Annotated in this window: 14 protein-coding genes; 8 read left to right on the top strand and 6 right to left on the bottom strand. The window is 43.2% G+C overall.

All coding sequences use genetic code 11. The features are described 5' to 3' along the window. The first annotated feature begins 208 nt into the window (after positions 1 to 208). The 3 genes from HMPREF0666_RS02790 to HMPREF0666_RS02780 all read left to right on the top strand — a co-directional run bounded on the left by HMPREF0666_RS02790 (position 209) and on the right by HMPREF0666_RS02780 (position 2,996). On the top strand, positions 209 to 412 hold the full coding sequence (locus tag HMPREF0666_RS02790; RefSeq protein WP_009010789.1) for a hypothetical protein: 204 nt from the start codon (positions 209 to 211) through the stop codon (positions 410 to 412). 43 nt (positions 413 to 455) lie between these two features. Continuing rightward, positions 456 to 2,060, top strand: coding sequence for a hypothetical protein (locus HMPREF0666_RS02785; RefSeq protein WP_009010788.1), 1,605 nt, complete (start codon positions 456 to 458; stop codon positions 2,058 to 2,060). Positions 2,061 to 2,540: 480 nt separating this feature from the next. After that, on the top strand, positions 2,541 to 2,996 hold the full coding sequence (locus tag HMPREF0666_RS02780) for an HU family DNA-binding protein (RefSeq protein WP_009010787.1): 456 nt from the start codon (positions 2,541 to 2,543) through the stop codon (positions 2,994 to 2,996). Between the two features lie 531 nt (positions 2,997 to 3,527). Here HMPREF0666_RS02780 and HMPREF0666_RS02775 read toward each other — a convergent pair. Beyond that, positions 3,528 to 5,819 (bottom strand): NADP-dependent malic enzyme, encoded by a 2,292-nt coding sequence (locus tag HMPREF0666_RS02775; protein WP_009010785.1) that lies wholly within the window; start codon positions 5,817 to 5,819, stop codon positions 3,528 to 3,530. 123 nt (positions 5,820 to 5,942) lie between these two features. On the opposite strand from HMPREF0666_RS02775, the gene HMPREF0666_RS02770 reads away from it, so the two are divergent. The 5 genes from HMPREF0666_RS02770 (at position 5,943) to HMPREF0666_RS02750 (ending at position 18,127) form a co-directional block, all read left to right on the top strand. Continuing rightward, a complete protein-coding gene (locus HMPREF0666_RS02770) occupies positions 5,943 to 6,581 on the top strand; it encodes a TetR/AcrR family transcriptional regulator (RefSeq protein ID WP_009010784.1) in 639 nt (212 codons plus the stop codon). A gap of 46 nt (positions 6,582 to 6,627) precedes the next feature. Continuing rightward, positions 6,628 to 8,031 carry a hypothetical protein gene (locus HMPREF0666_RS02765; protein ID WP_009010783.1) on the top strand — a complete coding sequence of 468 codons (1,404 nt, stop codon included), beginning with the start codon at positions 6,628 to 6,630 and terminating at the stop codon, positions 8,029 to 8,031. A 27-nt stretch (positions 8,032 to 8,058) separates the two neighbouring features. Further along, on the top strand, positions 8,059 to 9,606 hold the full coding sequence (locus tag HMPREF0666_RS02760; protein WP_009010782.1) for an MBOAT family protein: 1,548 nt from the start codon (positions 8,059 to 8,061) through the stop codon (positions 9,604 to 9,606). Between the two features lie 987 nt (positions 9,607 to 10,593). Continuing rightward, a complete protein-coding gene (locus HMPREF0666_RS02755; RefSeq protein ID WP_198010531.1) occupies positions 10,594 to 15,726 on the top strand; it encodes a translocation/assembly module TamB domain-containing protein in 5,133 nt (1,710 codons plus the stop codon). 43 nt (positions 15,727 to 15,769) lie between these two features. Further along, positions 15,770 to 18,127 (top strand): BamA/TamA family outer membrane protein, encoded by a 2,358-nt coding sequence (locus tag HMPREF0666_RS02750; protein WP_198010532.1) that lies wholly within the window; start codon positions 15,770 to 15,772, stop codon positions 18,125 to 18,127. Between the two features lie 758 nt (positions 18,128 to 18,885). On the opposite strand, the gene HMPREF0666_RS02745 is transcribed toward HMPREF0666_RS02750, so the two are convergent. The 5 genes from HMPREF0666_RS02745 to HMPREF0666_RS02725 all read right to left on the bottom strand — a co-directional run bounded on the left by HMPREF0666_RS02745 (position 18,886) and on the right by HMPREF0666_RS02725 (position 26,862). Further along, the gene (locus HMPREF0666_RS02745) at positions 18,886 to 19,371 is read right to left on the bottom strand and encodes a dihydrofolate reductase (RefSeq protein WP_009010779.1); all 486 of its coding nucleotides are present in this window, start codon (positions 19,369 to 19,371) and stop codon (positions 18,886 to 18,888) included. A 196-nt stretch (positions 19,372 to 19,567) separates the two neighbouring features. Then, a complete protein-coding gene (locus HMPREF0666_RS02740) occupies positions 19,568 to 20,362 on the bottom strand; it encodes a thymidylate synthase (protein WP_009010777.1) in 795 nt (264 codons plus the stop codon). Between the two features lie 70 nt (positions 20,363 to 20,432). Continuing rightward, positions 20,433 to 21,836 (bottom strand): hypothetical protein, encoded by a 1,404-nt coding sequence (locus HMPREF0666_RS02735; protein WP_009010776.1) that lies wholly within the window; start codon positions 21,834 to 21,836, stop codon positions 20,433 to 20,435. A gap of 114 nt (positions 21,837 to 21,950) precedes the next feature. Then, complete coding sequence (locus HMPREF0666_RS02730; RefSeq protein ID WP_009010775.1) at positions 21,951 to 24,044, bottom strand: OmpA family protein; 2,094 nt, start codon at positions 24,042 to 24,044, stop codon at positions 21,951 to 21,953. A gap of 109 nt (positions 24,045 to 24,153) precedes the next feature. Beyond that, entirely contained in the window at positions 24,154 to 26,862 is a 2,709-nt protein-coding gene (locus tag HMPREF0666_RS02725) for an endonuclease MutS2 (protein WP_009010774.1), read from the bottom strand. Positions 26,863 to 26,930: the final 68 nt, after the last annotated feature.

Genomic DNA, 26,930 nt, shown 5'->3' with positions numbered 1-26,930 from the left:
CTCTCTCTCTCTCTCTCTCTCTCTCTCATATAGGCCAGGCCTAACCTCCCCACTTTTTTCTTCTCGCATACGCGCGCGAGGCGTGCCGTGCAATCCCTGTAAACAAAGGACTTTTCGGAGTTTCCTTTGTTCGCTTTTTTGTGTCCCTACGTAAACGAAATAAAAAGAAATTAAGCACGAAATAATAACTATTTTAATTGATAAAACAATGGAGAAAAAGAAACAAAAGAAGAACTATTCTGCACCAAAGTGTGAAATAGTCCACGTAAGCGAAACCACTTATTTGATGGATACGTCCTTCCCCAGTCAGCACAAAAAGGCGATCCATGCTACTGGTCCAGCTGCTGCTAAGGCAAGTCAATGGAATGAGGATGACTTTGAAAACGAAGCCCCAACATCATGGGAAGACTAACAGGGAGTTATTAACTAAAAGAACAAAATAAAACGAATAAATGATGAAGAAAACAATGAAACAATATTCATTCACATCGCAACTAAAGTCGTTGGCTGTCGTGTTCGGCATCGCCTTGACTTTCGCATCTTGTGCTAAGGAGGATGTGGCACAGAACCCAAGCAATAAAGAGGGCGATAACGATAAGAACCTTACAACTTTCGTTGCAGGCGATGAGGCAAAGACTCGCACCTCATTGGATTATAACAGCAGCGACTTCTCTTGGGAGGCAGGCGATTATATCTACGTTAAGGATGACGACGGCGTAATGAGAAAGAGCACGAACGCTCCAACTCAGAAGGTAGCTTCTTTTAAGTATAAAGTACCAGGCAAGTTTACAGAACACACAAGTTATAAGGTTTATTACTTGGGGAAGAATAGTAATGGCAGCCAAGTAACTATCTCTGCTAACCAGACGCAGACCGCTCCAGACAATACGGAGCACTTCGGCACAGTAGGCGACTATGGTACAGCTACGGCAATCAAGGTAATAGGCAAGCAACAGTTTGCTTTTGAATTAGAGCATCAGCCAGCTTACCTTGTCTTCCAGCCTTACACAAGTAACACAATTCTGCAAAACTGTTACTTAACTAAGGTGGAGGTAACTTCTGACAACGATATTGCCGAAACATATAGCATCAATACAACAACAGGTGCTTTGGACGCTTCAGCAGGTACAGGCAGCAAACAAATCGTCTTGACTACAAGCGGCAGTAGTACTAATCCCAATGGTTTCCCACTAAGTAACAGTTCAGCCAGCGTAAGTACAAACGGTGCTTATATGGTAATCAAACCAGGAACTCATACGTTAAAAGTACGTTATTGGGTAAAAGACGAAGCTACCAACGTAGAGGGTACTATTACGAAGACGCTTCCTGCTACTGCTTATGCTTCTAACACTTACTACGATATGACAGCTAACCTTAACGTACGCGATTACGACGGCGACCATTACTACATGTGGGATGCACAGGAGCAATATTGGAAGGATTACGAATGGACAAAGCACTTGTCAGGAAACACAGGTCAGCCAACACTAAATTGGAACAGTTCTTCAAATTACGCCCAGAGCAACGCTGACCCTCGTCACTTCAACGTGAGTTACCCAGGTTCTGGCATAAGTAACCCAGCAACACACACTTCATGTAAAGACCTTCCTAACGCAAACGAGATGTCTTGGTACTGCATGTACGGTGATCCACGTTGGGACGATGACGAGTTATGGACAACGATGGGGCATTTATATAAAGGTGGTATGTGGTTTAAGAAGAAGGCTGTGTTGCAGGCAGAGAATCATTACAACACAGAGAAATCCGCCGATAATACAACCGACTTACGTACAACATACAAGGATTATAACAACACTAACAGTAGCATCACCTCTGGTCTTCCATCAGCAGCCGATGCAAATAAATATTTCTACCTGCCCGTCTTGGGTTACTACGACTCTGGTCAGCTGAACTTCGTTGGCGGCTTCGGCTCCTATTGGTCGTCAAGTGCTTACCCAAGGAGCAGTGGCAGCGCGTACCGCCTGCTCTTCTACAATGGTCACGTCTACGTGGAAGGCTACGGCCGCAGCACCGGTTTCAGGGCGGAGGCGTTTCAGTAGTTCTCGCGATTGCCCCTTTACAGGTGTCGCCCTCTAAAAGGGGACACCTTAAGAACCGGCGTTAAAACCCGCCTCGGGCCCTCCTCGAAGGGGAGGGAGTGCCTAACGGACAGAGCTTCTGCTGAATGCGTATTCCGTTGCTGCGCTCACCGTATCTACGTGTTGGTGGATGCGTATTTAGCTACTCGTAGATACGCATTGCGCAGCTGTTAGATGCGTATCTAACGGCAGCGCTCACCGTATTCAGCAGCAACGCTCACCGTATCTGGCGGCACGTAGATGCGCATTGCGCAGCGAGGGAATACGCATTTAGCGGGAAGGGGGTGCAGGAAGGAGGAAAGAAGAGACGATGAAAGGCAGGAAATAAACCAAGAAAATAGAATGGGGCAGCATGAAGATGCACAAAGATAGCTGCAGAGGGATGCTGCCCTACGCTATGATAAACAGCAATAGTATTAATAATTTAAAGTCGAAAGAATCATGAAAATTCGTTTAGTACCAAAGAAAAATCCGCAGAAGCGGGAGGAAGTGAAGTTTTATGCTAACCCTGTTAACCTTGGGCATAAGTCGCTTGACGACATTGCACGTGATATTGCGGGGCGTTCGTCCTTGACGCGTGGCGATGTGTCGAACGTGTTGTATAACTTTATCGATTGTCTGCCCCATTATCTCCGTGATGGTTTCAGTATTCAGTTGGGCGAGTTTGGCTCAATGCGTGTCACGCTGTCGAGCAAAGGGGCAGAAAAGGAAGAAGAGTTTAAGACCGCAACCATTAAGCCTCGTGTCGTCTTTACGCCTGGCGGAGAATTGAAGCGAGAGTTAGCCGCAAACTCTTACGAAACGGTGAGGAAGAAGGAGGAAGCAGACAAGGATAAGAAAAAGGAGGATAAGAAAAAGAACGGAGGAGGAAGTGGCCCAGTAGCGGGCCAAGGATAAAGAAGATTATTGGGCTAATAGGACTAATAGGGCTAATAAGGCCAATAAAGCTAATAAGGGCTAATGAGCCTAATAAGGCTAATAAGGCCTAATGAGGCTAATAAGGCTAATGAGCCTAATAAGGCCAATATCCAAGAAAAGAAAAAGTTCGGTTTTAATAATACTGAATTGATTAATTTAGTTTTAGTTATGTTTCCAGCGGGAAGCCATTGATGTGATATCAATGACGATACATCGGTAATTTAATTTTCGTTTCTTGCCCCTGGCACCATGGTTGGTGTTATGGGGCAAGTTTTTTTAGTATGCCCAGCATGATTTTATGTTGCAGAGAAAATTGATTATTCTCGTAAAGAGGGTTGACCATTCGCACAAAGAGGATTGACCATTCTCACAAAAAAAGGTTGACCTTTTTTCGCAAAAAGGGTTGACGGTTTCTTCAAAAAGAGGGTAATAGTTTTGTAAAAAAGGGTGGGAGTGTGTTTCTCAAAAAAAGAGGATGTGTCAAAACGGACACATCCTCTTTTTAGTTGTTTATAATGACTTCTTCTTTAGTTTCTCCACATAAGCATCAATAGCAGCAACAGCTGTGATGTTTACAATGTCACGCACAGAAGATTCGAAATCGGTAAAGTGAATTGGTTTATTAAGCCCCATTTGGATAGGACCAATAACCTCGGCTTCTGGACTCAATGCCTGTAATAGTTTATAACCACTGTTGGCTGAAGACAAGTCAGGGAAGATGAGTGTGTTAACATCTAATCCTTTCAAGCGAGTGAATGGGAACTTCTCATCACGCAACTCTTTATTCAAAGCAAAGTTAACCTGCATCTCACCATCAATAGCCAACTCTGGATATTCCTTTTGCAGCTTCTCAACAGCAGAGTGCACCTTCGAAGGAGAACCTTCTTTATCAGAACCAAAGTTAGAATAAGAAAGCATTGCTATTGCAGGTTTATCATTGAAGAATTTAACCGAATTGGCAGCCAACTTAGCGATGTCAGACAACACCTCATCATCAGGATGACGATTAATCAGCGTGTCAGCAATATAGAATACACCCTTCTTAGTATTTAGAATATGCATAGTACCAAAGTGATTATACTCTGGTCGGATACCAATAACATCCTTAGCTACCTTAATCGTGTTGCTATATTTGGTGTAAAGGCCAGTGATAAACGCATCCGCATCACCATTCTCAACCATTGACATTCCGAAATAGTTACGTTCATACATCTTATCGTATGCCTCTTCAAATGTGTAACCTTCACGTGAACGTTTTTCAGCTAAGTGTTTTGCGTATGTAGCACGACGTCCCTGTTCTTTATCGGCACGCATATCAACAATCTCAATATTAGAAATATCAAGTTTGAGACGATTAGCGACACGATTCAAGCGGTCGGGGTTTCCTAAAAGGATTGGTACACAGATACCTTCTTGTTTAGCTTGTACAGCGGCCTTCATCATCGTTTGGTGACCACCTTCAGCAAAGACAATACGTTGTGGATGTTGGGCAGCTGTAGCATGAAGGGTGTGAGTTAGTTTTGTTTCCTGACCTAACATCTGAAGTAGATGCTGCTTATAAGCCTTGAAATCCTTGATAGGAGTTCGAGCAACACCGCTCTCCATAGCCGCTTTAGCGACGGCAGCACTCACCTCAGTAATCAGTCGTGGGTCGACAGGTTTAGGGATAAAGTACTTAGGACCAAAGGTAAGGTCGTTTACATGATAAACCTCATTCACCACGTCTGGTACGGTTTCTTTAGCCAAGTCAGCAATAGCCTGTACTGCTGCCATCTTCATTTCCTCGTTGATAGCTTTGGCATGAACGTCCAAGGCACCACGGAATATGTATGGGAAACCAATTACGTTATTAATCTGATTAGGGTAATCAGAACGTCCAGTAGACATGATTACGTCAGGACGGGCAGCAACTGCATCATCGTAGGATATCTCTGGAACAGGATTAGCCAATGCAAACACAATAGGATTCTCGTTCATTGAACGAATCATATCTTGTGTAAGAACATTCCCCTTAGACAAGCCTACGAATACGTCAGCACCCTTAATAGCCTCGTCTAAGGTATGTATATCACGGCGGTCAGTCGCAAAAAGGGCCTTTTGTGGAGTCAGGTTCTTAGAGTCAGAAGTAATAACACCCTTAGAGTCGAGCATTACAATGTTCTCCTTCTTCAGTCCTAACGCCATGTATAACTTTGTACATGAGATAGCTGCAGCACCTGCACCATTGACGACTAACTTAACATCAGCGATATTCTTCCCAGCTACTTCAAGTGCATTCTTCAGACCTGCAGCAGAGATGATAGCCGTTCCGTGTTGGTCATCATGCATAACAGGAATATCAAGCGTACGTTTCAGACGTTCCTCAATAGCGAAACACTCTGGTGCTTTAATATCTTCAAGATTGATACCACCAAAGGTTGGTGCAATCTTCTCTACCGCCTCACAGAATTTATCTGGGTCTTGTTCGTTTACCTCTATATCAAAAACATCAATACCACCGTATATCTTGAAAAGTAATCCTTTACCTTCCATGACAGGCTTTCCACTCATTGCACCGATGTTACCGAGTCCTAAAACGGCTGTACCATTACTGATAACTGCAACTAAATTACCTTTGTCTGTGTATTTATATACGTCATCTGGATTCTGCTGAATCTCTAAGCATGGATATGCCACACCAGGCGAATATGCCAGACTAAGGTCTGTCTGTGTACTATAAGGTTTTGTAGGCTTTACTTCAATCTTGCCAGGACGGCCGTTGTTATGATACTCCAAAGCGGCTTCTTTTGTTACCTTGACCATAGTTAATCTTTTACTTTTAATATTACAAAAATGTATTTTTGACTTACAAAGTTAGTAAAATCCACTTTAAATCAGATGTCATTATGAAAGTTTTTTGTAATTTTGTCGCAAAAATAAAGTTTGATGCATAATACAACTACAGAAACCACTTATCGGCAAGAACTTAAAGAGAGAATCCTCGTTGCAGCTCTTAACTTGTTCCATAAACATGGGATAAAAAGAGTAAAGATGGACGATATAGCCAATGTACTTAAGATATCAAAGCGTACACTTTACGAGATATACAGTAACAAAGAGGAGTTGCTCTTTGAAGTTATCCGACTTGATAAGAAGATAGAAGACCAGGCTATGACAAAGATAGACAAGTCTGGCCTGAATGTCATCAATATTATCATAGAGATTTGTCGTTTTCGTATAGAGAAGATGGGTAAGGTTAATCCACTTTTCTTTGAGGAACTCCACATGTATCCAGAGTTACTCGCTTATGTCCGTAAGCTCCATAAGGAATATGAAAGCGATGCTCATTCTTTCATACAGCGTGGTATTAAGGAGGGTTTATTCCTTCCTAATATAAACTATGAGATTATACGTATCTTGACGGTGGCTTCACAGAATGCTATTATGAATCAGTTTCTTTATAAGAAGTATGATGTAGAGGAGCTGGGCTACGCAGCCATCTTATTCTTTGTACGAGGATATTGCACCTTAGAAGGTATTAAATTATTAGATAAAGAGTTAGAATCACTTTTCAGTCAAAAGTAAGTATCGTGCTGACAATAGATTATTTAGGTAAAAGATTATAGTTAAAATGAAAGATAATACATACAAGACACTGTTGCTAACATTGTTAGTTGCATTGTTCCTTTTCCTATTGCATTTCCTTCCAACACTAACAATAGGGGATACAAAGTTACGTGAAATAGACATTCTAAGCGACCTTGCAAAAAAGAAGAAAGTACTCGAAGACGTCATCCCATCGCCTAAGAAGCCTTCTTCTGTCGTTGCCTATGATAAAGACGGAAAGGTTATCAACTTTAAGGAGGAGTGGCCAAAGGGTACAGAACGTATCGTTGACTATTCTGCAGGTAAACCTGGAGGATTGGATCATTTCTATAGTCAACTGAACTTATTGGTTCAGAAACAGCAAGTAGGGCGTCCTGTTCGTATTGCTTATTATGGTGACTCATATATAGAAGGTGACATCTTATTAGCCGACTTGCGTGAAGACCTTCAGAAATACTATGGTGGTTATGGCGTTGGATGGATAGATGCGGGTAATGACCTCGACCAATACAAGCATACAGTAGATAATAGTTTCTCCGGACTGACCGAGCACATGGTCAAGAAACCAGCAAGTTACGATGTCAACCAAGCAGGTATTGCAGAGCGTTACTATACCATGAATGGTCAAGCCACAATGACGTATGCTCCTTTCACTTTATCCCATGACTATCCACATACCGAGAAGTGGGCAAGTACATTACTTTATCTACGTTCAAAAGGAGGTGCTAACGTCAGCTTCAACATAGATGGTGGCAAAACAAGTAACCAACGTGTTAACCCATCACCAGAGTTACAAGTAGTGAAGATGGACGGCATCACCTCTCATGCAACCGTTAAGGTAGATGGGACGAATACTATTCTCTTCGGTACGTCACAGGAAGGTAAGGAAGGTATCGTGCTTGACAATTTCAGTATGCGTGGTTCTTCAGGTATAACACTGTCCAAACTTCCAGAACAGATGTTGAAGGAGTTTGCACGTGTACGTCCGTATGATCTCATTGTATTCCAGTTTGGTGTTAACGCTATTGATGCCCAGACAACTCCCGAACGATTGAAGAAGTACATGCGTGACATGAAACTTGTCGTAGACCTTTTCCACAAGTGTTTCCCTGAAACGAGTATTCTTATCGTTAGTAGTCCCGACCGTGGCTCTAAGTCTTCACCTGATGGTACGATGAAGGGTGTTGAGATGTTGGTAGGTTATCAAGAGCAACTTGCCTCCGACTGTCATGTTGGCTTCTATAATCTCTTCCGTGCTATGGGAGGTCCAGGTACGATGATGCGTATCGTAGACAGCCAGGATATGGGTACAAAAGACTATGTACACATTAATTATAAAGGTGGTAAATATGTCAGTCAGCGTATCTTTAAGTCTATCGTAGCCGGACAGAAGAATTATACAAGACGTGAGAAAATGATAGAACAGTAGGTTTGTATTTACATAACATAGAGTCAAATGGAAACAAGTATATTTCTCAACCAGTTAATGGTTATCATCAATAATCTCTTACAAAACATAGAAACGTATATTGGAGGTCTTGAGTTTTCAAAGCTATCTGATATTCTTCTATATAATCCAAAAGAACCGCTCCTCTTCTCTTCTGGTGCTTTTCTTTTCATATTCCTTGTCTTCATGATAGGATATTACTGCCTACGAAAGAAGGTGGATGGGCGATTACTCTTCGTGACGCTCTTCTCTTATTATTTCTTCTATAAGAGTAGTGGCTTCTATTTCCTATTATTACTGATCGTGACCGTAAGCGACTTCTATATAGCACGTCGTGTTGCCAAGGGAAAATATCCAAGATTATGGTTATGTTTGAGCCTACTCATCGACCTTGGACTTTTGGCTTACTTTAAGTATACGAACTTTTTTGCAGGAATGGTGGCGCAGATGATTGGTGGTAACTTCCAACCTTGGGACATCTTCCTACCAGTAGGAATTAGCTTCTACACCTTCAAGACCATCTCTTACGTTGTCGATATCTATCGGAAGAAGGCTGAGCCTATGGAGTCACTCCTCGACTATGCTTTCTTTGTTAGCTTCTTCCCAACACTCTTGGCAGGCCCTATCACTCGTGCAACCGACTTTGGTCCACAGATTCGTAAGCCATTGCATATTAGCCGTGAGATGTTTGCTCAGGGTGTGTTCTTTATCATTATTGGTCTGTTTAAGAAGGCTGTTATCTCTGATTACATCTCTCAGAACTTCGTTGATCGTATCTTTGATAACCCTACACTCTTCTCTGGTGGTGAGGTTCTCCTTGGTCTTTATGGTTATTGCATACAGATTTATTGCGACTTCTCAGGCTATTCTGATATGGCAATCGGTATTGCCTTGCTTCTTGGATTTAAGATACCGATGAACTTCAATGCGCCACTTACGGCCGACTCCATGACCGACTTCTGGCGACGTTGGCATATTTCGCTATCAACATGGATACGAGATTACGTTTATATATCCCTTGGCGGCAACAAGAAGGGAACACTTCGCATGTATTTCAACCAAATGGTTGCGATGACTGCTTGCGGATTATGGCATGGCGCATCTCTGAACTTCGTCGTATGGGGTGTTCTTCATGGTGCTTTGGTTTGTATACATAAGTTCTGGTCGCAGACAGTTTTGAAGCATGACCGCCGTTATCATCCATCTGGTATTCGTCGTTTCTTATCAGTATTCATCACTTTCCATGTCCTTTGCTTCACGTGGCTTTTCTTCCGTTGTAAGGACTTTGATAGTGTGTGGATTATGGTTAAGCAGTTGTTCACAAAGTTTAATCCTTCCGTACTCCCCGATGTCTTCATGGGTTATAAGTATGTATTCATGTTGATGATATTTGCTCTTCTTACCCATTGGATACCTGATTCTTGGCAAAATCGTTGTGTACGAGTCTTAGAAAAGGGTGGGGTTGTCCTCTCTGCTATCGTGATTACTATCGTTATATTCATCATTATGCAGGTGAAGAGTTCTGAGATACAACCATTCATCTATTTCCAGTTCTAAATAGATTGAACTATATAATATAAGGTGCAGCATACTGTTTAATAATACTTAGTTAAACGGTATGCTGTTTTTTATGGCCTTCTGTTAGGCCTTAAGCGCTCATTACTCCCGATATGCCTTGTCTTCTTCTGTCTAAGTGTGCCTAAATCGTGTGCTAAGGAACGTTTAAGATAGAGTAAGGAGTCTATTAGTATCTTTCTTATAAAGTATAAGTTGAGACTATCATTCTTTCTCTAATAATTTACTGTTCATCCTCTTTTCCCTACTTCTAAGTGACTGGTAAATACATGAAAAATCATGACATAGCTTCAAACTAAATGCCCTCTAAATCAGCGTGCAATATATTCTTTAATCTACTTTGTAATCTACAATAAATCAGTAAGTTACAAATAGCGTCGGAGAAGAGGCCCTTCTTGGTCCAAGAAGAGCGTCTTCAGCACGCAAGAAGGGCATGTTCTCGAACGCAGAAAGGCCTCTTCTTACTTCAAGTGAATGCTCTTTCCGAATGGAAAGGGGAGTGATTATTGAAATATCTTCACAAATCCTGTTTGTAAGTTCAGCATTCCCTATTCCTTTCTTGTTCGTTTTCCTATAGGCTTATCACGGCAATTAGGTCTCTATTTGTGGGTATGTGAGCCTCAACCTCGACCCCTCTGCGAATGGAATAGAGTGTGAATACCAAGGTATGTCACGAGTATTGTTTTTACGGTTAACGTTACCTTTCCTTCTTCCCCCTTGGTAGTGAAGATAGCAGTAAACCTAAGGTTGTTTTTAGTGAATAGGTAAGGTCATATTGAAGTGACTATCAAGAAGCAACTTATCAACGCACAATTAAAGTCTTAGTGGTTTTTGTTTTTTACGTATATAAAGTCTTATATCTCGTTTTTTTGTTTTACTTTGCAGTTAATTGAATAAGTTTACTAACGTATTAGTCCCATAAACAAGGCTAAATTATCGAGAAAGCTATTAATGACTAACATATTTAACATGAAAAGAAGCTTGAAATGGCTGGTTGCGATAGTGTTTACACCAGTCATACTGTTTCTTATACTTGTTGCACTATTATATTGTCCACCAGTTCAGAATTGGGCTGCAAAGCGTGTGGCCACCTATGTTTCAGAAAAGACTGGGATGGATGTAAGCCTCGAACGGGTTAATCTCTCTTTTCCATTAGACCTTCAGTTAGAGGGGTTAAAGATATTTCGTCCTAACGATTCTATTCCTAATAAGAAAGATACGGTAGCTGATATACATCGCATGGTAGCGGATGTAAGTTTATTGCCCTTGCTTGAAAGCAAGGTAGAAGTCAACGAACTGACATTTACAAAACTGAAGGCAAATACCGTCAACTTTATCGGTGACCTTCGTATTCGTGGCGATTTGCAGCGCTTACATCTCGTAAGTCATGGCATAAACCTCATTGGCGACTCTGTTCGCATCAATAAAGCCGATATTGAAGGAGGATGGGTAGACATCGCATTGGGCGATACTGTGCCCGAAGACCCACACAAGAAGAAGCCACTTTGGCGTATTAATATCGACAAACTTAACCTTGCTAAAACAGATTTTCGCCTTCACATGCCTGGAGACACGATGAGTGTTCGTGCTAACTTCAATAAGGGTATGGTGAAGGGAGCCGAACTTCTTCTACATGACAACATCTACAAGGTAGCGAATGTAGATTGGCAAGGGGGCGATTTCAGCTATGATAAGAATTATGTACGGCATGCAAAGGTTGGCTTTGATGCCGCACATATAGCCATGCAGGACATCAATCTCGGTATAGACTCCTTCCTCTATGCTGCTCCAAAGATACGATTACGTGTCCGAACAGCCAACATGAAGGAGAAAAGTGGACTGATAGTAAAGGATTTCCGTGGTCCTTTCTCTATGGATTCTACAAGTATCAATCTGCCTAATATGTATGTTCGCTTACCAGGAACAGAGCTGTCTGGGCGGTTTATGATGAACATGAACGCCTTTGCAGACAAGAATCCGGGACAGATATCAACTCAGTTAGATGGTTTCCTACGCTTAGATGACCTGCAGCCATTCCTTACCTCCGTACCAAAGAACATCTATCAAGCACTTCCTAATCAACGTATTATCGTAAAAGGACAGCTCGATGGCAATCTTCGTTCGGCTATATTCAAGCAACTTCAATTAGCTATGCCAGGTTACTTCGACCTTACCAGCACAGGATGGATAGCTGATATGATGTCTGGAGCGGGCCGACTTCGTAGTGACTTGAGACTGAAGGGAACAGCAAGTAACTTACGTTTTGTTTCTAAGTTATTGCCACGTAATGTGCGCAAGACAATAGCCCTCCCACAGGGAGTTGGTATCAATGGTAATATCCATGTACGTAAAACGCTTTACACAGGTAACATCTTGCTGACACAAGGCGGAGGACGGATTCGACTGAATGGTGCATACAATACGGCAACAGAACTTTATCGCCTTTCAGCAGACGCAACTTCATTCCCTGTACATCATTTCTTACCTAAGATGGGATTGTCGGCTTTCTCTGGAACGATAAAGGCGCATGGGCGAGGAACAGACTTCTTGAGTCCGAAAGCATCTACAAACCTCAGTCTGCGTGTTCGTAGTTTCAGATACGGTAAATATGTACTTGACGGATTGAATGGTGATATCTCTAAGCATGGAGAGCTTCTTGCTGCTCATGTAAAGAGTACTAATAGAATGTTGGCAGGTGACTTTACGTATAAAGGTAAGGTCAATACACGACTCGTCGATGGTCATCTGCGAGGCTGGTTACGTCGTGTTGATTTGCATGCAATGGGCTTGATGGCTGATAGATACGTTGTGTCTACATGGACAGATATAGACGTACGGTCGGACATGAAGAACAATCATCATGTAAGCGGTCCTCTTCGCTCGTTCCGTCTCATGCAAGAAGGAAAGAAGAAGAGCCGACTTCTTGCAGCTGGTAACTTTGATGTGCGTGCGGATGTACGGTCGGGTACACTCGATACGCATTTGAAAGGTAATCTCTCTGAGGCTGATTTACAGGCCTTTGGGTTTGTAGATAAGCATTACATAACCTCTGCTGATGCTGATATTACGCTTCGCTCAGATATGAAGAAATACTATGCAGTAAGTGGAAATGTGGGTAACTTGTTGCTTAGCGAACATCGTAAGGGAAAGCTAATACCATTGGTTGAAGGCAATTTCAACCTTGATGCTACAATGAGAGGTAGTCAGATTGAGGGTTCTATAAATGGTTCATTCCCACGTGTAGACCTTTATCAGTTGGGAGTCGTTGATAAAGCAATGTCAAGTAGTTTCTCGGCTAACACCTCGTTTACCATGTCTGGCAAGGATGATATGAATGTTCGTGGATTGATAGGAAACCTTCATGTAACCGACCAGAACCGAACTTACGCTCCAGGGGATGTGGATATCGACCTTATGAGCCGTAGAGATACCATACATGCAGTGTTGAATGGAGGTGACTTCCGACTTAGTACAGCATTTAATAGTAGTGTTAATCAATTGACGGAAAGTGGGAAACGGATATACAAGATTGTACGTGAACAACTCGCTAACCGTCGTATAGATCAGGCTGCAATACTTCGTCATTTACCAACAGGGCACTTTACACTCCGTAGTGGGCGTGATAACTTGTTCTCTAACTTGTTGGCACAAGAAGGATATGCCTTTAGTCAGGCGGATATTAATCTGACATCTTCACCAACAAGAGGTCTTGATGGAAAGATAAGTATTGACTCTTTGGTTTATAATGATATCCATCTTGATAGCATCAGAGCTGACCTCACCAGTATTGATGGGCAGCTGAACTATCTGTTATCAGTTAAGAACAATCCTTCTAACACCTATCCTTATCATGGATACCTGCAGGGTGCGCTCTATGAACACGGCTTACAAACACATGCAACAATCCTTGACAAGGATGGAAAGACAGGTTTCGACTTGGCTATGCAGGCTGCTATGAAGCGCAGAGGAATAGAACTCTCAATCACTTCGCCTAAGTCTGTGTTAGGTTATAAGTCCTTTGCTGTCAATGACTCTAATTATATCTATATTGGACGTGACCGTCGTCTGTCAGCTAACCTACGTTTGGAGGCGGCTGACGGAACGGGTATGCTCGTCTCTACAGAGGATGCTGATACGGCCTCATTGCAGAATGTAACGCTGTCAATGAACCACTTTGAGTTGGGCAGTTTGTTTGCTGTATTACCCTTCGCACCGAAGTTGTCGGGTACACTTGATGGTGATTATCACCTTGTACAGACGGAGAAAGAACTCACAATCTCAAGTGATATGACCATTAAACGGCTTATTTACGAGAATTGTCCTATGGGAGATGTTGGCACACAGTTCGTTTATATGCCTAAAGGGGACGGTACACACTATGTTGATGGTATCATAACTCAAGATGGAAATGAGGTCGGCATCCTCTCAGGAACCTATAAGAATGAGGGAGAAGGAGAGTTGGATGCAACCTTAGAGATGAACAAGTTCCCTTTAAATTACGTCAATGGCTTTGTTCCTGACCAAATTGTTGGCCTCGAAGGAGTAGGTGAAGGAACGTTGACAGTAAAGGGTCCGTTGAATAAATTGGATGTTAATGGTGAGGTTTACCTTGACTCTTCCTACTTGGTGAGTGCTCCCTATGGTATAAAAATGCGTTTCGCAGATGATCCAGTACGGATTAAAGATAGTCACATAGAGTTCGAGAACTTCGAGATGATAGCTAATAACGGTTCTCCACTTGATATATCAGGGTACTTAGACTTCTCTAATCTTGATAAGATGATGCTTAATGCTGAGTTAAAAGCTAAGGATTTCCAAGTGATAGATGCAAAGAAGAACGCTCGTTCACAGGTATATGGCAAAGCTTTCGTTGACTTTTCTGGTCAGATAAGTGGCTTATTAAATAACTTGCAGCTTACTGGTAAGCTCAATGTATTGGATAATACAGATGTGTCTTACATAGTGCAAGATGGCACGTTAGCGACTGATGACGAGCTAAACGACCTCGTTAAGTTCACTCATTTCAATGATTCAACGAAGCAGATCATCAAGCGTCCCGATATTACAGGGTTCAGTATGGCACTCGTAGTAGACATAGATGAGCAGGCACATGTGTTCTGTGCGCTAAGTCCTGACCAGTCTAATTATATCGACTTCGTGGGTGGTGGGAACCTTCTTCTTAACTATGACCCTACGAATGGAGTACAGGTTCGTGGTAGATATACGTTGAGTGATGGTCAAATGAAATATTCTCTCCCAGTGATACCACTCCGTACTTTTACGATAAAGAGCGGAAGTTATCTTGAGTTCACGGGTGATCCGATGAAGCCAACACTAAATATTACGGCGACAGAGAGCGTAAGGACAAATGTTACAAATAGTTCTGGAGGAGGAAGAATAGTTGATTTTGAATGTGGAGTGAGCCTGACTCGCCAATTCCCAAAGCCTGGAGTTGAGTTCATCATCACCGCTCCAGACGATCAGGAGATGCAGAATATTCTTAATACTAAGGGTGTTGAGGAACGTTCTAAACTTGCTGTGACGATGTTAGCATCGGGCATGTATTTCGATGGCGAGAACTCTGCCAACCCTAATACAGCGATGAGTGGAGCATTAGCAAGTTTCTTGCAGACCCAAGTAAACTCTATCACAGGAAGAGCACTCAACTCTATGGGCCTCGACTTAACAGCCAATATGGAGAGTGCAGCCGATGTGAATGGTAACTTACACACCGACTATACCTTCAAGTTCTCCAAGCGCTTGTGGAATAATCGGCTACGAATCATTATGGGTGGACGTGTGTCAACGGGCGCACAGTTCTCTGAAGAGAATGGAGCCTACTTCGATAACTTCTCTCTCGAATACCGTCTTAATCAGAAGGAAACAAAGTATTTGAAGCTTTATTACGAACGTGAGGCATACGATTGGTTAGAAGGTAACTTGTCGGAGTTCGGTGTTGGCATCATGTGGAGGCGTAAGTTGCGTCACTTTAAGGATATTTTCCGCTCCAAGGACGATACGCCTTTGATTGTACCTAAGCAAGAGAAGCCTAAGAGAGATTCATTAATTAATTTCGTAAATGAGAAGAAACAGAATCAATAATAGTCTGACAAGCAGAAGAAAGGTTGCCAAAGTACTTTCTTTCATGGCTTTCCTTTCCCTACTTGTAGCCTGTAGTACGACCTCAGCAATTCCTGATGGTGAACACTTATACACGGGCATGGAGAAGACAAAATACAGTAACTATCAGCCTAACCAACACTTTAATGATGTGAAGGGTGAGTTAGATGTTGTCCTTGCTACTAAGCCAAATGCGTCGTGGATGGGCAGTCCCAGCGTGCGTTCTCCTTTCCCTGTTGGTCTGTGGATATGGAATGCTTTCTCACAGGATACGACCTCCTTCAGTCGATGGTTGGTTCGTGCGTTTGGCTCTACACCTGTGTTAATGAACTCAACAGCCCCCGACTTACGTGTTACTGTTGGTGAGAACCTCTTACGCAAACGTGGTTATTTCAATGGGAAGATAACCTATGAGAAACTTGCACAGCGTAATCCTAAGAAGATGCGGTTGCAATATTCGGTTGATATGGGGCGTCTGTGGCTACTTGATAGCATTCGCTATGTTAACTTTCCACCCACGGCAGACAGCTTGATAAGGGTTAATCTCGATAAAGCAATCATTCATAAAGGGGATGCCTTTGATGTTTCGACACTCGAACAGGAGCGTAAACGCATCACAGACTTATTCCGTAACAATGGTTACTATTATTATCAGAATAACGATGCGAGCTATCTTGCCGACACAACTCTCACCTATGGCTTAGCTTCCATGCGTCTGCAGATGGCTGACTCAGTAAGTAATAGAGTCTTACGAAAGTGGGATATAGGTACAATCACTATCAATCTGCAGCGTCAATTCATGGATTCTCTTTCTCGACAGAGTAGGTTCCGTGATATTATCGTTAATTATAATGGATCGCACAAGCCTCTCCGTCTTCGCACAATAACCAATGACTTGAAGATATGGCCTGGTACTGTCTACAACAACGAACTGGTAGAAAAGACCCAGCAACAGCTTAACAGTAGTGGAGTATTTGCTGCAACGAACTTTGCTTTTACTCCTCGTGACACGACAGACACGTGTAGTATTCTGGATATGACTATTAATTGTGTCTTTGATAAGCCTTACGACTTCTACATTGAAGCCTACGGTAAGGGAAAGACTAGTGGTAGATATGGTCCTGAGGCGATTGTCGGTTTGACGAAACGAAATGTCTTTCGTGGTGGTGAGAAGTTCGACTTACGTTTACATGGTTCGTATGAATGGTCGGCAAGTAGCGATGATGACGGCAGAGACCGGCTCGGACTGAATAATTATGAGTATGGTGCAGAAGCCAGCCTACAGTTCCCTCGACTCGTCAACCCTTTTGCCACACCGCCAAGAAAGCGTTGGGCACGTGAAGAAAGGAAGATTGCTGCAGCTGCAGAAAAGGGACTTGTCTATGTTCCTAAGGTCCCTCGTACTTATTACACAACACCATCTACAACGCTCAAAGCCTCTGTTGATGTCTTAAACCGTGCTAAGTATTTTAAGCGGCATGTAGTGTCTGGGGAGTTAACCTACCAATGGCAGCCAAACGAACGTAATAGTTATTCGTTCTCTCCATTGACGTTAACATACGAGTATATGCATAATGTGACCGATCGTTATCTTGAATTGATTGACAGTGTGCCATATCTTGAAGTCTCTTTGGCCGACCAGTTCATCCCTAAGATGCTCTTTCAATATACTTTCATGAGCCCTGCTCGCTATAAGAGTCCTATTAAGGTGTGGACAACAGTTAGTGAAGCGTCCAACATCCTATCTGCTGGTTATGCTGTATTTGGCAGACATTGGAGTGAAAAAGACAAGAAACTGTTTAAGAACCCATTTGCTCAATTTGTCAAGATAGATGCCAATATGACGAAAGTATGGAGTCTGTCTGAGAAGAGCAGTATTGCGGCTCACGTCAATGTAGGTACTTTGTGGGCATACGGAAACAGTCGTTTTGCACCTTATACAGAGCAGTTCTATGTTGGAGGAGCCAATAGTATTCGTGCTTTCAACGTCCGACAGATTGGACCAGGGCGTTATCGTTCTACGCAACGCCGTCGTTCATACGTCGAGCAGACGGGCGACATCAAGTTTCAATGCAATGTAGAGTATCGTCCTCATCTTGTGGGTTCACTCTATGGAGCCCTCTTCCTTGATGCTGGTAACGTCTGGACGATGCATTATGACGATGGTAGACCAGAGGGATACTTTAGAGTCAAGAATGTTCTAAAGGAGATGGCGCTTGGTACAGGAGTCGGAATACGCTACGACCTTGGCTACTTCATGCTTCGTTTGGATTGGGGTGTCGGCTTACATGTACCTTATGAAACGGGCAAGACTGGCTTCTATAATATATCAAAGTTTAAGGATGCACAGGCTTTCCACTTAGCCATTGGCTTACCATTCTAAGCTTACTTGAATATAGACTACCAGCCTCACTACTCTAATTAGTGAGGCTGAATTGTTTATTGGTTCCTTACTATACCTTATTATAATGCTTATAATCAACCTCTCTTATAGTCTTGTTGCATTGGAAAAAATCATTACACAATATGGAGCTAAGCATGCTCTAAATAGGAGTAGAATATCTCCTGTAATCAACTTTATAACCTACAAGAAATCAGCTTGTTATAAACTACGTTTGAGAACATGCCCTTCTTGCATCAAGAAGAGGCTCTTCTTGGGGCAAGAAGGGCATGTTCTTGAACGCAGAAGGGCGTCTTCTTTATTCTTAAAGGGCATATACTCCTTCCGTGAAGGACGAAAAATATTGACGAATAGTAGGAGGGTTAAGGAATAGAAGAGGGTGGATAGAGTTAAGACGACACCTTTTTTCCTCTATACATCTGTGTCTCTTGAATCATAGAATGTATCTTTCCCTCACAAAGTAGCGTAGTGTTTTGTACACAGAGAATATCTCTCAGAGGGCTATTCAGATACATATTATCACAGACATGCCCACCATGATTAGCAAAAGTGATCGGTGCGTTCTATCGGTCGTAACGCTATTGATGGGTTCTTCTGTGTGCGAATAGGCATCTCTATCATCTATGACTCTGTAGGAGATGAACTATCCAACAACTTTTGCGGACATCTTTATAAGGGCAAGTTCCTAAATCTTCTTGCCTATATAAGTGTTCTTACTCCATGTGTTAAAAGGGCTAAACCTATTTCCTTACATAGTTTACAAAAGCGTATGCGGGGTTTTTGTCAGTCGCAGGACGTACCTCGCGTGATTCAACAACCCATTTGCCATCGTTATAGTCGGGGAAGAAAACGTCAGCTTGTGGAGGTGTAGCAGCTATCTCAGTGAGGTAAAGACGGTCTGCAATGGCGAGTGCCTCTTTGTAAAGACTTGCTCCTCCAATGATGAAAGCTTGTTCTTCTGCACCGATATGGTTCAGTGCCTCTTCCAGTGAAGAGTAGACATCACAGTTAGGAAAGTCGGTTTCTGTTCTGCTGAGTACGATGTTTCTGCGGTTAGGCAACGCACCTTTTGGGAGTGAATGGAAGGTTTTACGCCCCATGATAACGGTGTGTCCTGTTGTTAATTGCTTGAAACGCTTTAGGTCTTCACTGATGAAATAGACCATATCGTTCTGATATCCGATAGCACGATTGGCTGCTACTGCTGCGATGATGTTTATTTCCATAATGGTAATAAGTGTCCTTCTCCATTCCCTCTGAGGGAGGGGTAGTTGCGATAAAGCTATTTATCATTGGTGAAGGATATGATGTTCTTGACTAATAAAAATTATAATATTGAAAGATGGAGAGCATAACTTACTATCAAGCTCCAACTCTTTTTGTCTACATTCCCTCCTTTTCGGAGGTGTTAGGGAATGTTTTTTACACAGCAACCACTGCTGGGATATGTGGTAGTGGGTCGTAATCAGTCAGCTCGAAGTCCTCATACTTAAAGTCAAAGATGTCCTTTACATCAGGGTTAATCTTCATCTTTGGTAGCGGACGTGGCTCACGTGTTAGTTGGAGTTTAGCCTGTTCAAGGTGATTGAGGTAGAGGTGTGTGTCCCCTGTCGTATGTATAAATTCCCCTGCTTCAAGGCCTGTTACCTGCGCCATCATCTGTAGTAGGAGAGCGTATGAGGCAATGTTAAAAGGTACACCGAGGAAGCTGTCGGCCGAACGCTGATAGAGTTGAAGGGATAGTCTACCGTCGGCAACATAGAACTGGAAGAGACAGTGGCAGGGTGGGAGTGCCATATCGTCAACCTCAGCTGGGTTCCATGCAGTGACCAACATGCGCCTTGAGTTAGGATTATGCCGTATCATATCTACTACATTCTTAATCTGATCGATCGTGCCACCCTTATAGTCAGGCCATGAACGCCACTGATGGCCATAGACAGGACCGAGCTCACCATTCTCGTCAGCCCATTCGTTCCAAATCCTTACACCATGTTCTTGGAGGTAGTGCACATTTGTGTCGCCACGTAAGAACCAAAGTAATTCATAGATAATACTCTTCAAATGAAGCTTCTTGGTTGTCAGCAGAGGAAAACCATCACGCAAGTCAAAGCGCATCTGATGCCCAAAGATGGACAAGGTTCCTGTTCCAGTTCTATCACCTTTCTGTGTTCCTTCTGTAAGGATACGGTTGAGGAGGTCTAAGTATTGTTGCATAATTTGTCTATTTAAGTCTGATATGTTGGGGAGAATATTGTTTTTAAGCGAATTCTTGTTCGTTTTTACTCTATATAAGTACCGATGGCTCGTCTGGAATATGTGTACTCTTTATGCGCCATTCTTGTGGGTAAAGGTTGTTAGCACGGTTCCCGAGGTTCTTTGCAAAGCCTATTGGATAGTCCTTATAAGTAAGGAGGACGATACCACGTGGAGCCTCCGTAGAGAGCGTGACAGCCTCATGGCGAAGATAGGCGATGGCTGTCTGGTAATCAACTTCTACACGGGGATAAGTCGATTTGTCCGCTGAGACGGAGAGAGCTAACGTATGATCAGGGATAATATTCTTACCCTTTTGCATACCTTCTTTCACTCCATGTGAAAGGATACGAAGGTGTTTGCGGGCATCTGTTAGTGTTTTATTGATGTTAAGCGTAGTCTCCTTTGTAAGTGCTTCATCCTCACCTCGTTTACGAATGATGGCCATGAAGATTCCTTCTCCACGTGTCTTGCCAGGGATGAAACGGTAGACAGGGAAATCCCGACCATCTTTAAGAGGGTTGCCGATGAGCGACCCCGTTATGTTCCATGCCTCTTCTGTAGGTAGAGAGAGGAGTTCAGCATCATACTCGGTGAGTATCCATGCTATATTCTCCTCATCTTCATGTGCATTAAAGGTGCAAGTTGAATAAATAAGGAGCCCCCCCGGCTTCAGATTATCCCATATATCAGCAATGATACTACGCTGTAGTTGCCAGCAGTTCTCCACATTCTGTGGGCTCCACTCTGCTATTGACTGTGGGTCTTTACGGAACATACCTTCTCCAGAACAGGGTACATCGGCTATGATAACATCAAAGGTAAGCTTAGACTTCTGGTAGTCTCGAGGATAGTTACTTGTGACGATAACATCCTCATGACCATACTTCTGAACATTTTCAGCCAATATCTGTGCTCGTTTTCCTATCGGTTCGTTAGAGAAAAGGATAGACCCTGCGGGTAAGGAAGTGCGTGCGCAGGTTGTTTTTCCACCTGGTGCAGCACAGAGATCGAGTGCTATAACAGGCTGTTTCACGTAGTATTGCAACGCATGAGATAGAAACATTGATGACGCTTCTTGCACATAATAGACCCCAGCATGGAGTAGTGGGTCGAACGTAAAGTTAGGTCTTGTTTCCAACCAATAGCCTTCTTTACACCAAGGGATTGGTTGAGGGTGAAGCTGTGGATTAACTTTATGCGTATTCTCAGCCAACTTAAAAGGATTAAGACGGATACTGACGGGAGGCGTGTCTTCCAACCCTTTGAGGAATGTTTGGTACAGGCTATCACCAAAGAGACTGCGGGTGTAATCCGTAAAGGCGGAAGGAAGAGTTATTGTTCTCCTTTCTATAGCTTCTCCTTCTTGCTCTTCTTGAGAAGAGATACAGGTAGAAGGTGATACTTTGGTAGGTTGAGTCTTATCTTTTATCATATTATCATGTGCAATAACAAGCTGTTGTAAGCTTTTAGGGTGATAGTGCCAAGTTAGCAAATCAGCTGGTAGACAGATGAAGTTTGTGGTAGACAGTCTCCTTCTTAGGATTGACTAAGGGATATCAATGAGTATTGTTCCATCATCATCGAGGTTCTCCTTCTTCTTTGTCTTGGGCTGTTGCTTAAGGTTTCCCTTCTCATCAAACATGCCATACGTGGTGCGAAGGACCGTAAACTCAGTCCGACGGTTCAACTGATTGGCTATTTCTTGCTTTTCCTTATCGAGCTTCTTGATGAAAGCCTCGGTTAGTACGTCGTTTTCCTTTAGCCATGTGTATTTCTCAGTGAGCTTCTTACGAATCTTCTTAGGCCGCTCCTTGCCATATCCTACAGGTGTTAGGCGGTCGCGAGCAATGCCATGAGCAGTGAGATAAGCCACTACTGCGTCTGCACGTCGCTGTGAAAGACGTTTGTTATAAGCATCAGAACCGAGGTAGTCGGTGTGTGCTGAGAGTTCAATAGTTACGTTTGGATTCTCCTTAAGAAGGTTGACAAGCGTGTTTAATGCCGTTTCTGATTCTGGTCGGAGTGTCGCTTTATCGAAGTCATAGAAGATGTTGTCTATCAGTACAGGTACGTTGATGCCTGCTAAAGGGAATTGAAGCGTATGCACCTCAGATGCTTCTGTATTACCGACCTTTATCTCCTCTTTATGATTTAAGTGTCCATTGCAAGTTGCAAGGAAGATATAATTGACGCCAGGGTGCACCTCCTGTTCAAAAGAACCATCTCCTTTGACAGCCAACTTCTTGTTGGTTCCATCATCACCGACCATGAACACCTGTGCAGCAGGCAGTTCATAACCATCCATTTCATAGACCCATCCCTTCACAGTCTGTATGATTTCAGGTAGTTCAAAACTGTAGATATGGTCCCAACCACGCCCATCATTGCGGTTTGAAGAGAAGAAACCACGGTTATGAATACCCTCGAAGGTCATACCAAAGTCGTCACCTTGCGAGTTAAGAGGATATCCTGGATGTTCTAAGTGATAATGATGATCATTGCCAACCTTAGCTATAAAGATGTCAAGACCACCCAATCCACCATGTCCATTACTTGAGAAATAAAGGTCGCCATTAGGTCGGAAAGTAGGGAACTCCTCATCTTCTGGAGTATTGATAGGCTCCCCAAGGTTCTCAACTCCTCCTGTTGTACCCCCTGTCAGACGTACCCTCCAGATGTCAAGACCACCTTTTCCACCAGGCATATCACTTGTGAAATAGAGCCAGTTACCGTCTGGTGAGACTGCTGGATGGGCAAAGCTTGATAGGGTATCACGGCTAATCTCCAACTTAGTAGCCTTTCCCCATGCCGCATCAGAGCGATTACTTACTGCTATTTGGGCATAACGAGGATTGCTGGGGTCGGTCAAGCACTGTGTGATATACATCTCCCTACCATCTACAGAGAACGCAGGAGTACCCTCATCAGCCTCTGTGTTCAATGCAGACTCTATCGCTCTTGGTGCACTCCATTTACCTTTATCATCCTTCTCACTAAGGAAGATGTCCCCAGCCTTTGCACCAGTAATACCGCTCAAGTCGTCCCCTTTAGCTTCATTTCGTGTCGAAGTAAAGTAAAGCTGGTCGTATTTATCACCGAAGAGCATGGGTGAGTAGTCCTGTCGACGTGAGTTAAAGACATCCATACGCTTAACTATATACTTCGAGCCACGCTCCTTCATGCCCGCAGCCAATGATGCTGCTTGCAGCGATTGAGCAATAAGTTGATTGTTAGGCATCGAATCCAAGGCAATTTGATATTCCTTAACTGCCTCCGTGTAGCTGCCTTCCTTCATCAGATTATCAGCCAGACTTTTATGTGTCTCACCAGTGTCTTGTTTATATCGGATAGCGTTTCTATAGGCAGCAATGGCCCGTTGAGAGGATGCGATACGGCTGTAACAATCGGCCATCTTCAATGACAACTCTCCACGTTGGCGTCTATCCTTAGGGGATGTACGCTGATAAGCGGTTTTGAATTGGGTTGCAGCGTCATAATACTCGCCCAAGGAAAGGTGCTTATCACCTTTCTTTATATTTCTATCTACACCACATGACATCAGTATCAACGTAGCACAGCCTACTAACAGAAGCCCCTGTCTTTGTTTGCGAAGTATGTGTAAAAGCCTTAGGTAGTTCATATTAATATATTAACGCTTGCCTTCTCGATTTATTGCCTATATCTTTTATCTATCAAATAATAAAGCATTCAACTCGTGAACCCGTCAACCTGTTTCCTTGTCAACCGCCTTATAGTTCTACAACCGTAATCCCTGCGCCACCAAACTGTACATGTTCGTCGCGATAGTTAGTGACATTAGGAACACTGCCAAGGTACTGTCGGATTAATTGACGTAGTATTCCATTCCCTTTTCCATGGAGGATACGCACCTGACTTGCGCCAACCAAGATTGCATCATCTATAAAGTGTTGCACCTGATTCAGTGCTTCGTCAGCCCTCATACCACGTACATCCAACTCTTGACGGAACTGGTTACGATGCTTGTCAATCGTCTCACGTGTCTCACGACTGTAGTTATAGGCTTGGAACTGTTGCTGTTCAGACTGAATGGTAGCCGCATCAACATGTTCCAAACGACTAACAGCCATCTTCGTTCTCATACCTCCAAAGATGACAGTTGCCTGTTTTCCTTCAATAGACTCCACCTTTCCAACACTCGTAAGTCCCTTTATACGCACTGTATCACCAGCCATAATGACTCCACCACCTTGCTGTTTACGCACGGCATTCTTCAATGCTTCGGCAGCAGCTTGTTGCTTACCAGCTTTTTCTTTCAGGTGCTGTTCGTGGCGTTCCTTGCGACTTTTAATCTTATCAACCTTCTTTTGAAAGTCGTCATCAGATAGTAGTCCGCTACTTTTCAGCTTCTTTCTGTTAGTCGTATCGGCCTTATCAACCTTATCAGCATTCGTCAGTCCAGCTTCGTATGCAGCCAGTTCTTGACGGATACGCTTGGTCTCCTCTTTCTCAGCCTGCTTCTCTCTGATTTCACGGATAGCATTTTCTATCCGACGATTACTCTCCTTGATAATCTCTTCTGCCTGTGTCTTGGCACGGTTAAGAATCTCTTTACGACTCTTTTCGAGCGCAGCTATATCCTTTTCATATTGACTGATACGTTTCTCTAACTCCTTCTCATGGCTATGAATCGTCTGTCGTTTGTTCTCCCAATAACGCTTGTCTCGAACAATATCCTGTAAGTACTTGTCACTCTGAATATAATCAGAACCAACAATCTCTGCCGCATCACGGATTACTTCCTCAGGTATTCCGGTCTTACGAGCAATCTCAATAGCAAACGAACTACCGGGCCTTCCGATAGCTAACTGAAAGAGTGGGCGCATCTCATGACGGTCGTATAGCATCGCACCATTGGCTGTTCCGGGGTGATCCTCCGCAAAATGCTTAAGGTTCTGATAGTGAGTTGTGATCACAGCCCAGGCATGTTTCTTCCAAAATTGGCGTAAAACAGACTCTGCTATGGCTCCGCCTATCTGCGGTTCGGTACCTGTTCCAAACTCATCAATGAGTATTAGCGTTCGGTCTGACGCACGACGCATCATCATCTTCATATTCATCAAGTGAGAAGAATAGGTACTAAGGTCATTCTCTATACTTTGTTCATCACCGATGTCAATCATTATATCGGTAAAGATACCTGTTGTTGAACGGTCGCCAACAGGGATAGAAAGACCGCATTGAAGCATGTACTGAAGTAGACCCACCGTCTTCAAGCATACAGACTTACCACCTGCATTCGGACCAGAGATAATCAGTAGATGCTTATCTTTGGTGAGTTGTATATCAAGGGGGACAACACTTGAAGGTAAGTTACGGGTCTCGTTCTCCTCTTCTAATAGTGTTTCATCATCTTGCGGATTAACTTCTTCATTAGAAACTTTATCTGTTTCGCCACTTCTCACTGGTAAAGAAGCATTTAACTTATCATGATGCTTCCTCTCTAACGACAGTTGGAGTAGGGGATGAATAGCTCTTATCCAATCAATGTGAGGCGTCTCGGCCACCTGAGGTTCAAAGCTTTTGAAGAGTCGAGCAAGCTCAGCTTTTGCACGAATGAAGTCGATTGTGGCCATAAGATGATAGGAATCGAGAATCTCACGTACGTTTGGACGCACCTTTTTAGCAAAGTCTGTGAGGATACGAATTATCTCTCTTCGCTCCTCATTCTCAAGTTCTCGTATCTTGTTATTGGCTTCCACGACCTCGGTAGGCTCGATATAAACCGTTCTACCAGTTGCGCTCTCATCATGAACAATACCCGAAATCTTACGTTTCAGGCCTGGTGCGACAGGAATAACCAGTCTTCCGTCGCGCAGCGTAGGCGTGACATCCTTCTCAACCAGTCCTTCTCCTTGTGCAGCACGTAGTATTCCGTATAGTGTTCGTGATATACTCCCTTCGAGATGGGCAAGTTCACGACGTATTTGGAGTAGTTCGGGTGAGGCGTTATCACGCATCTTACCAAACTTATCGATAATCTGTGAGATACGTTGTACAAGTAGTGGGAAGGTTGCTACACCATCTGCAAGGTTGTAGAGAGCAGGGTAGTAGTGACGTATTTCGCCTTGTTCAGTGTCTTCTCCACGGCTCAGAAAGTTGACAATAGCGATGATTGTCTCTAAAGAACGCTTCAGATCGAAGAGCTCATCCACCTCCATGTGAGTTCCTTCCAAGCGTATTCGCGCAACACTCTCACGTACATCAAAGAAATTATCTAAGGGGAAGTCGTCTTGTCCCTCTTGTATTCTACGAAACTCTCTAATCTCTTCCATCCAGGTGTTCACCTGAGTAGCGTCAGTAGAAAAGGCCATTGCGTCAACTTGTTCCTTACCTAAAGGCGATAAGCATCGTGCTCGCAGGAGTGAACGCACCTCTGTGAAGCCTATCTTTTGTTCAAAGTTTTTGGGATATATCATTGTTTTCTCTTCTCTAATTGTTATTTGTAGGCTATTATGTCAGTATTGTTCTCGATGACAAACGACAT

It is taken from the genome of Prevotella sp. C561 (genome assembly GCF_000224595.1).
Classification (GTDB): Bacteria; Bacteroidota; Bacteroidia; order Bacteroidales; family Bacteroidaceae; genus Prevotella; species Prevotella jejuni.
Note: the sequence above shows the minus strand (reverse complement) of the source record. Positions and strands in the feature narration are given on the sequence as shown.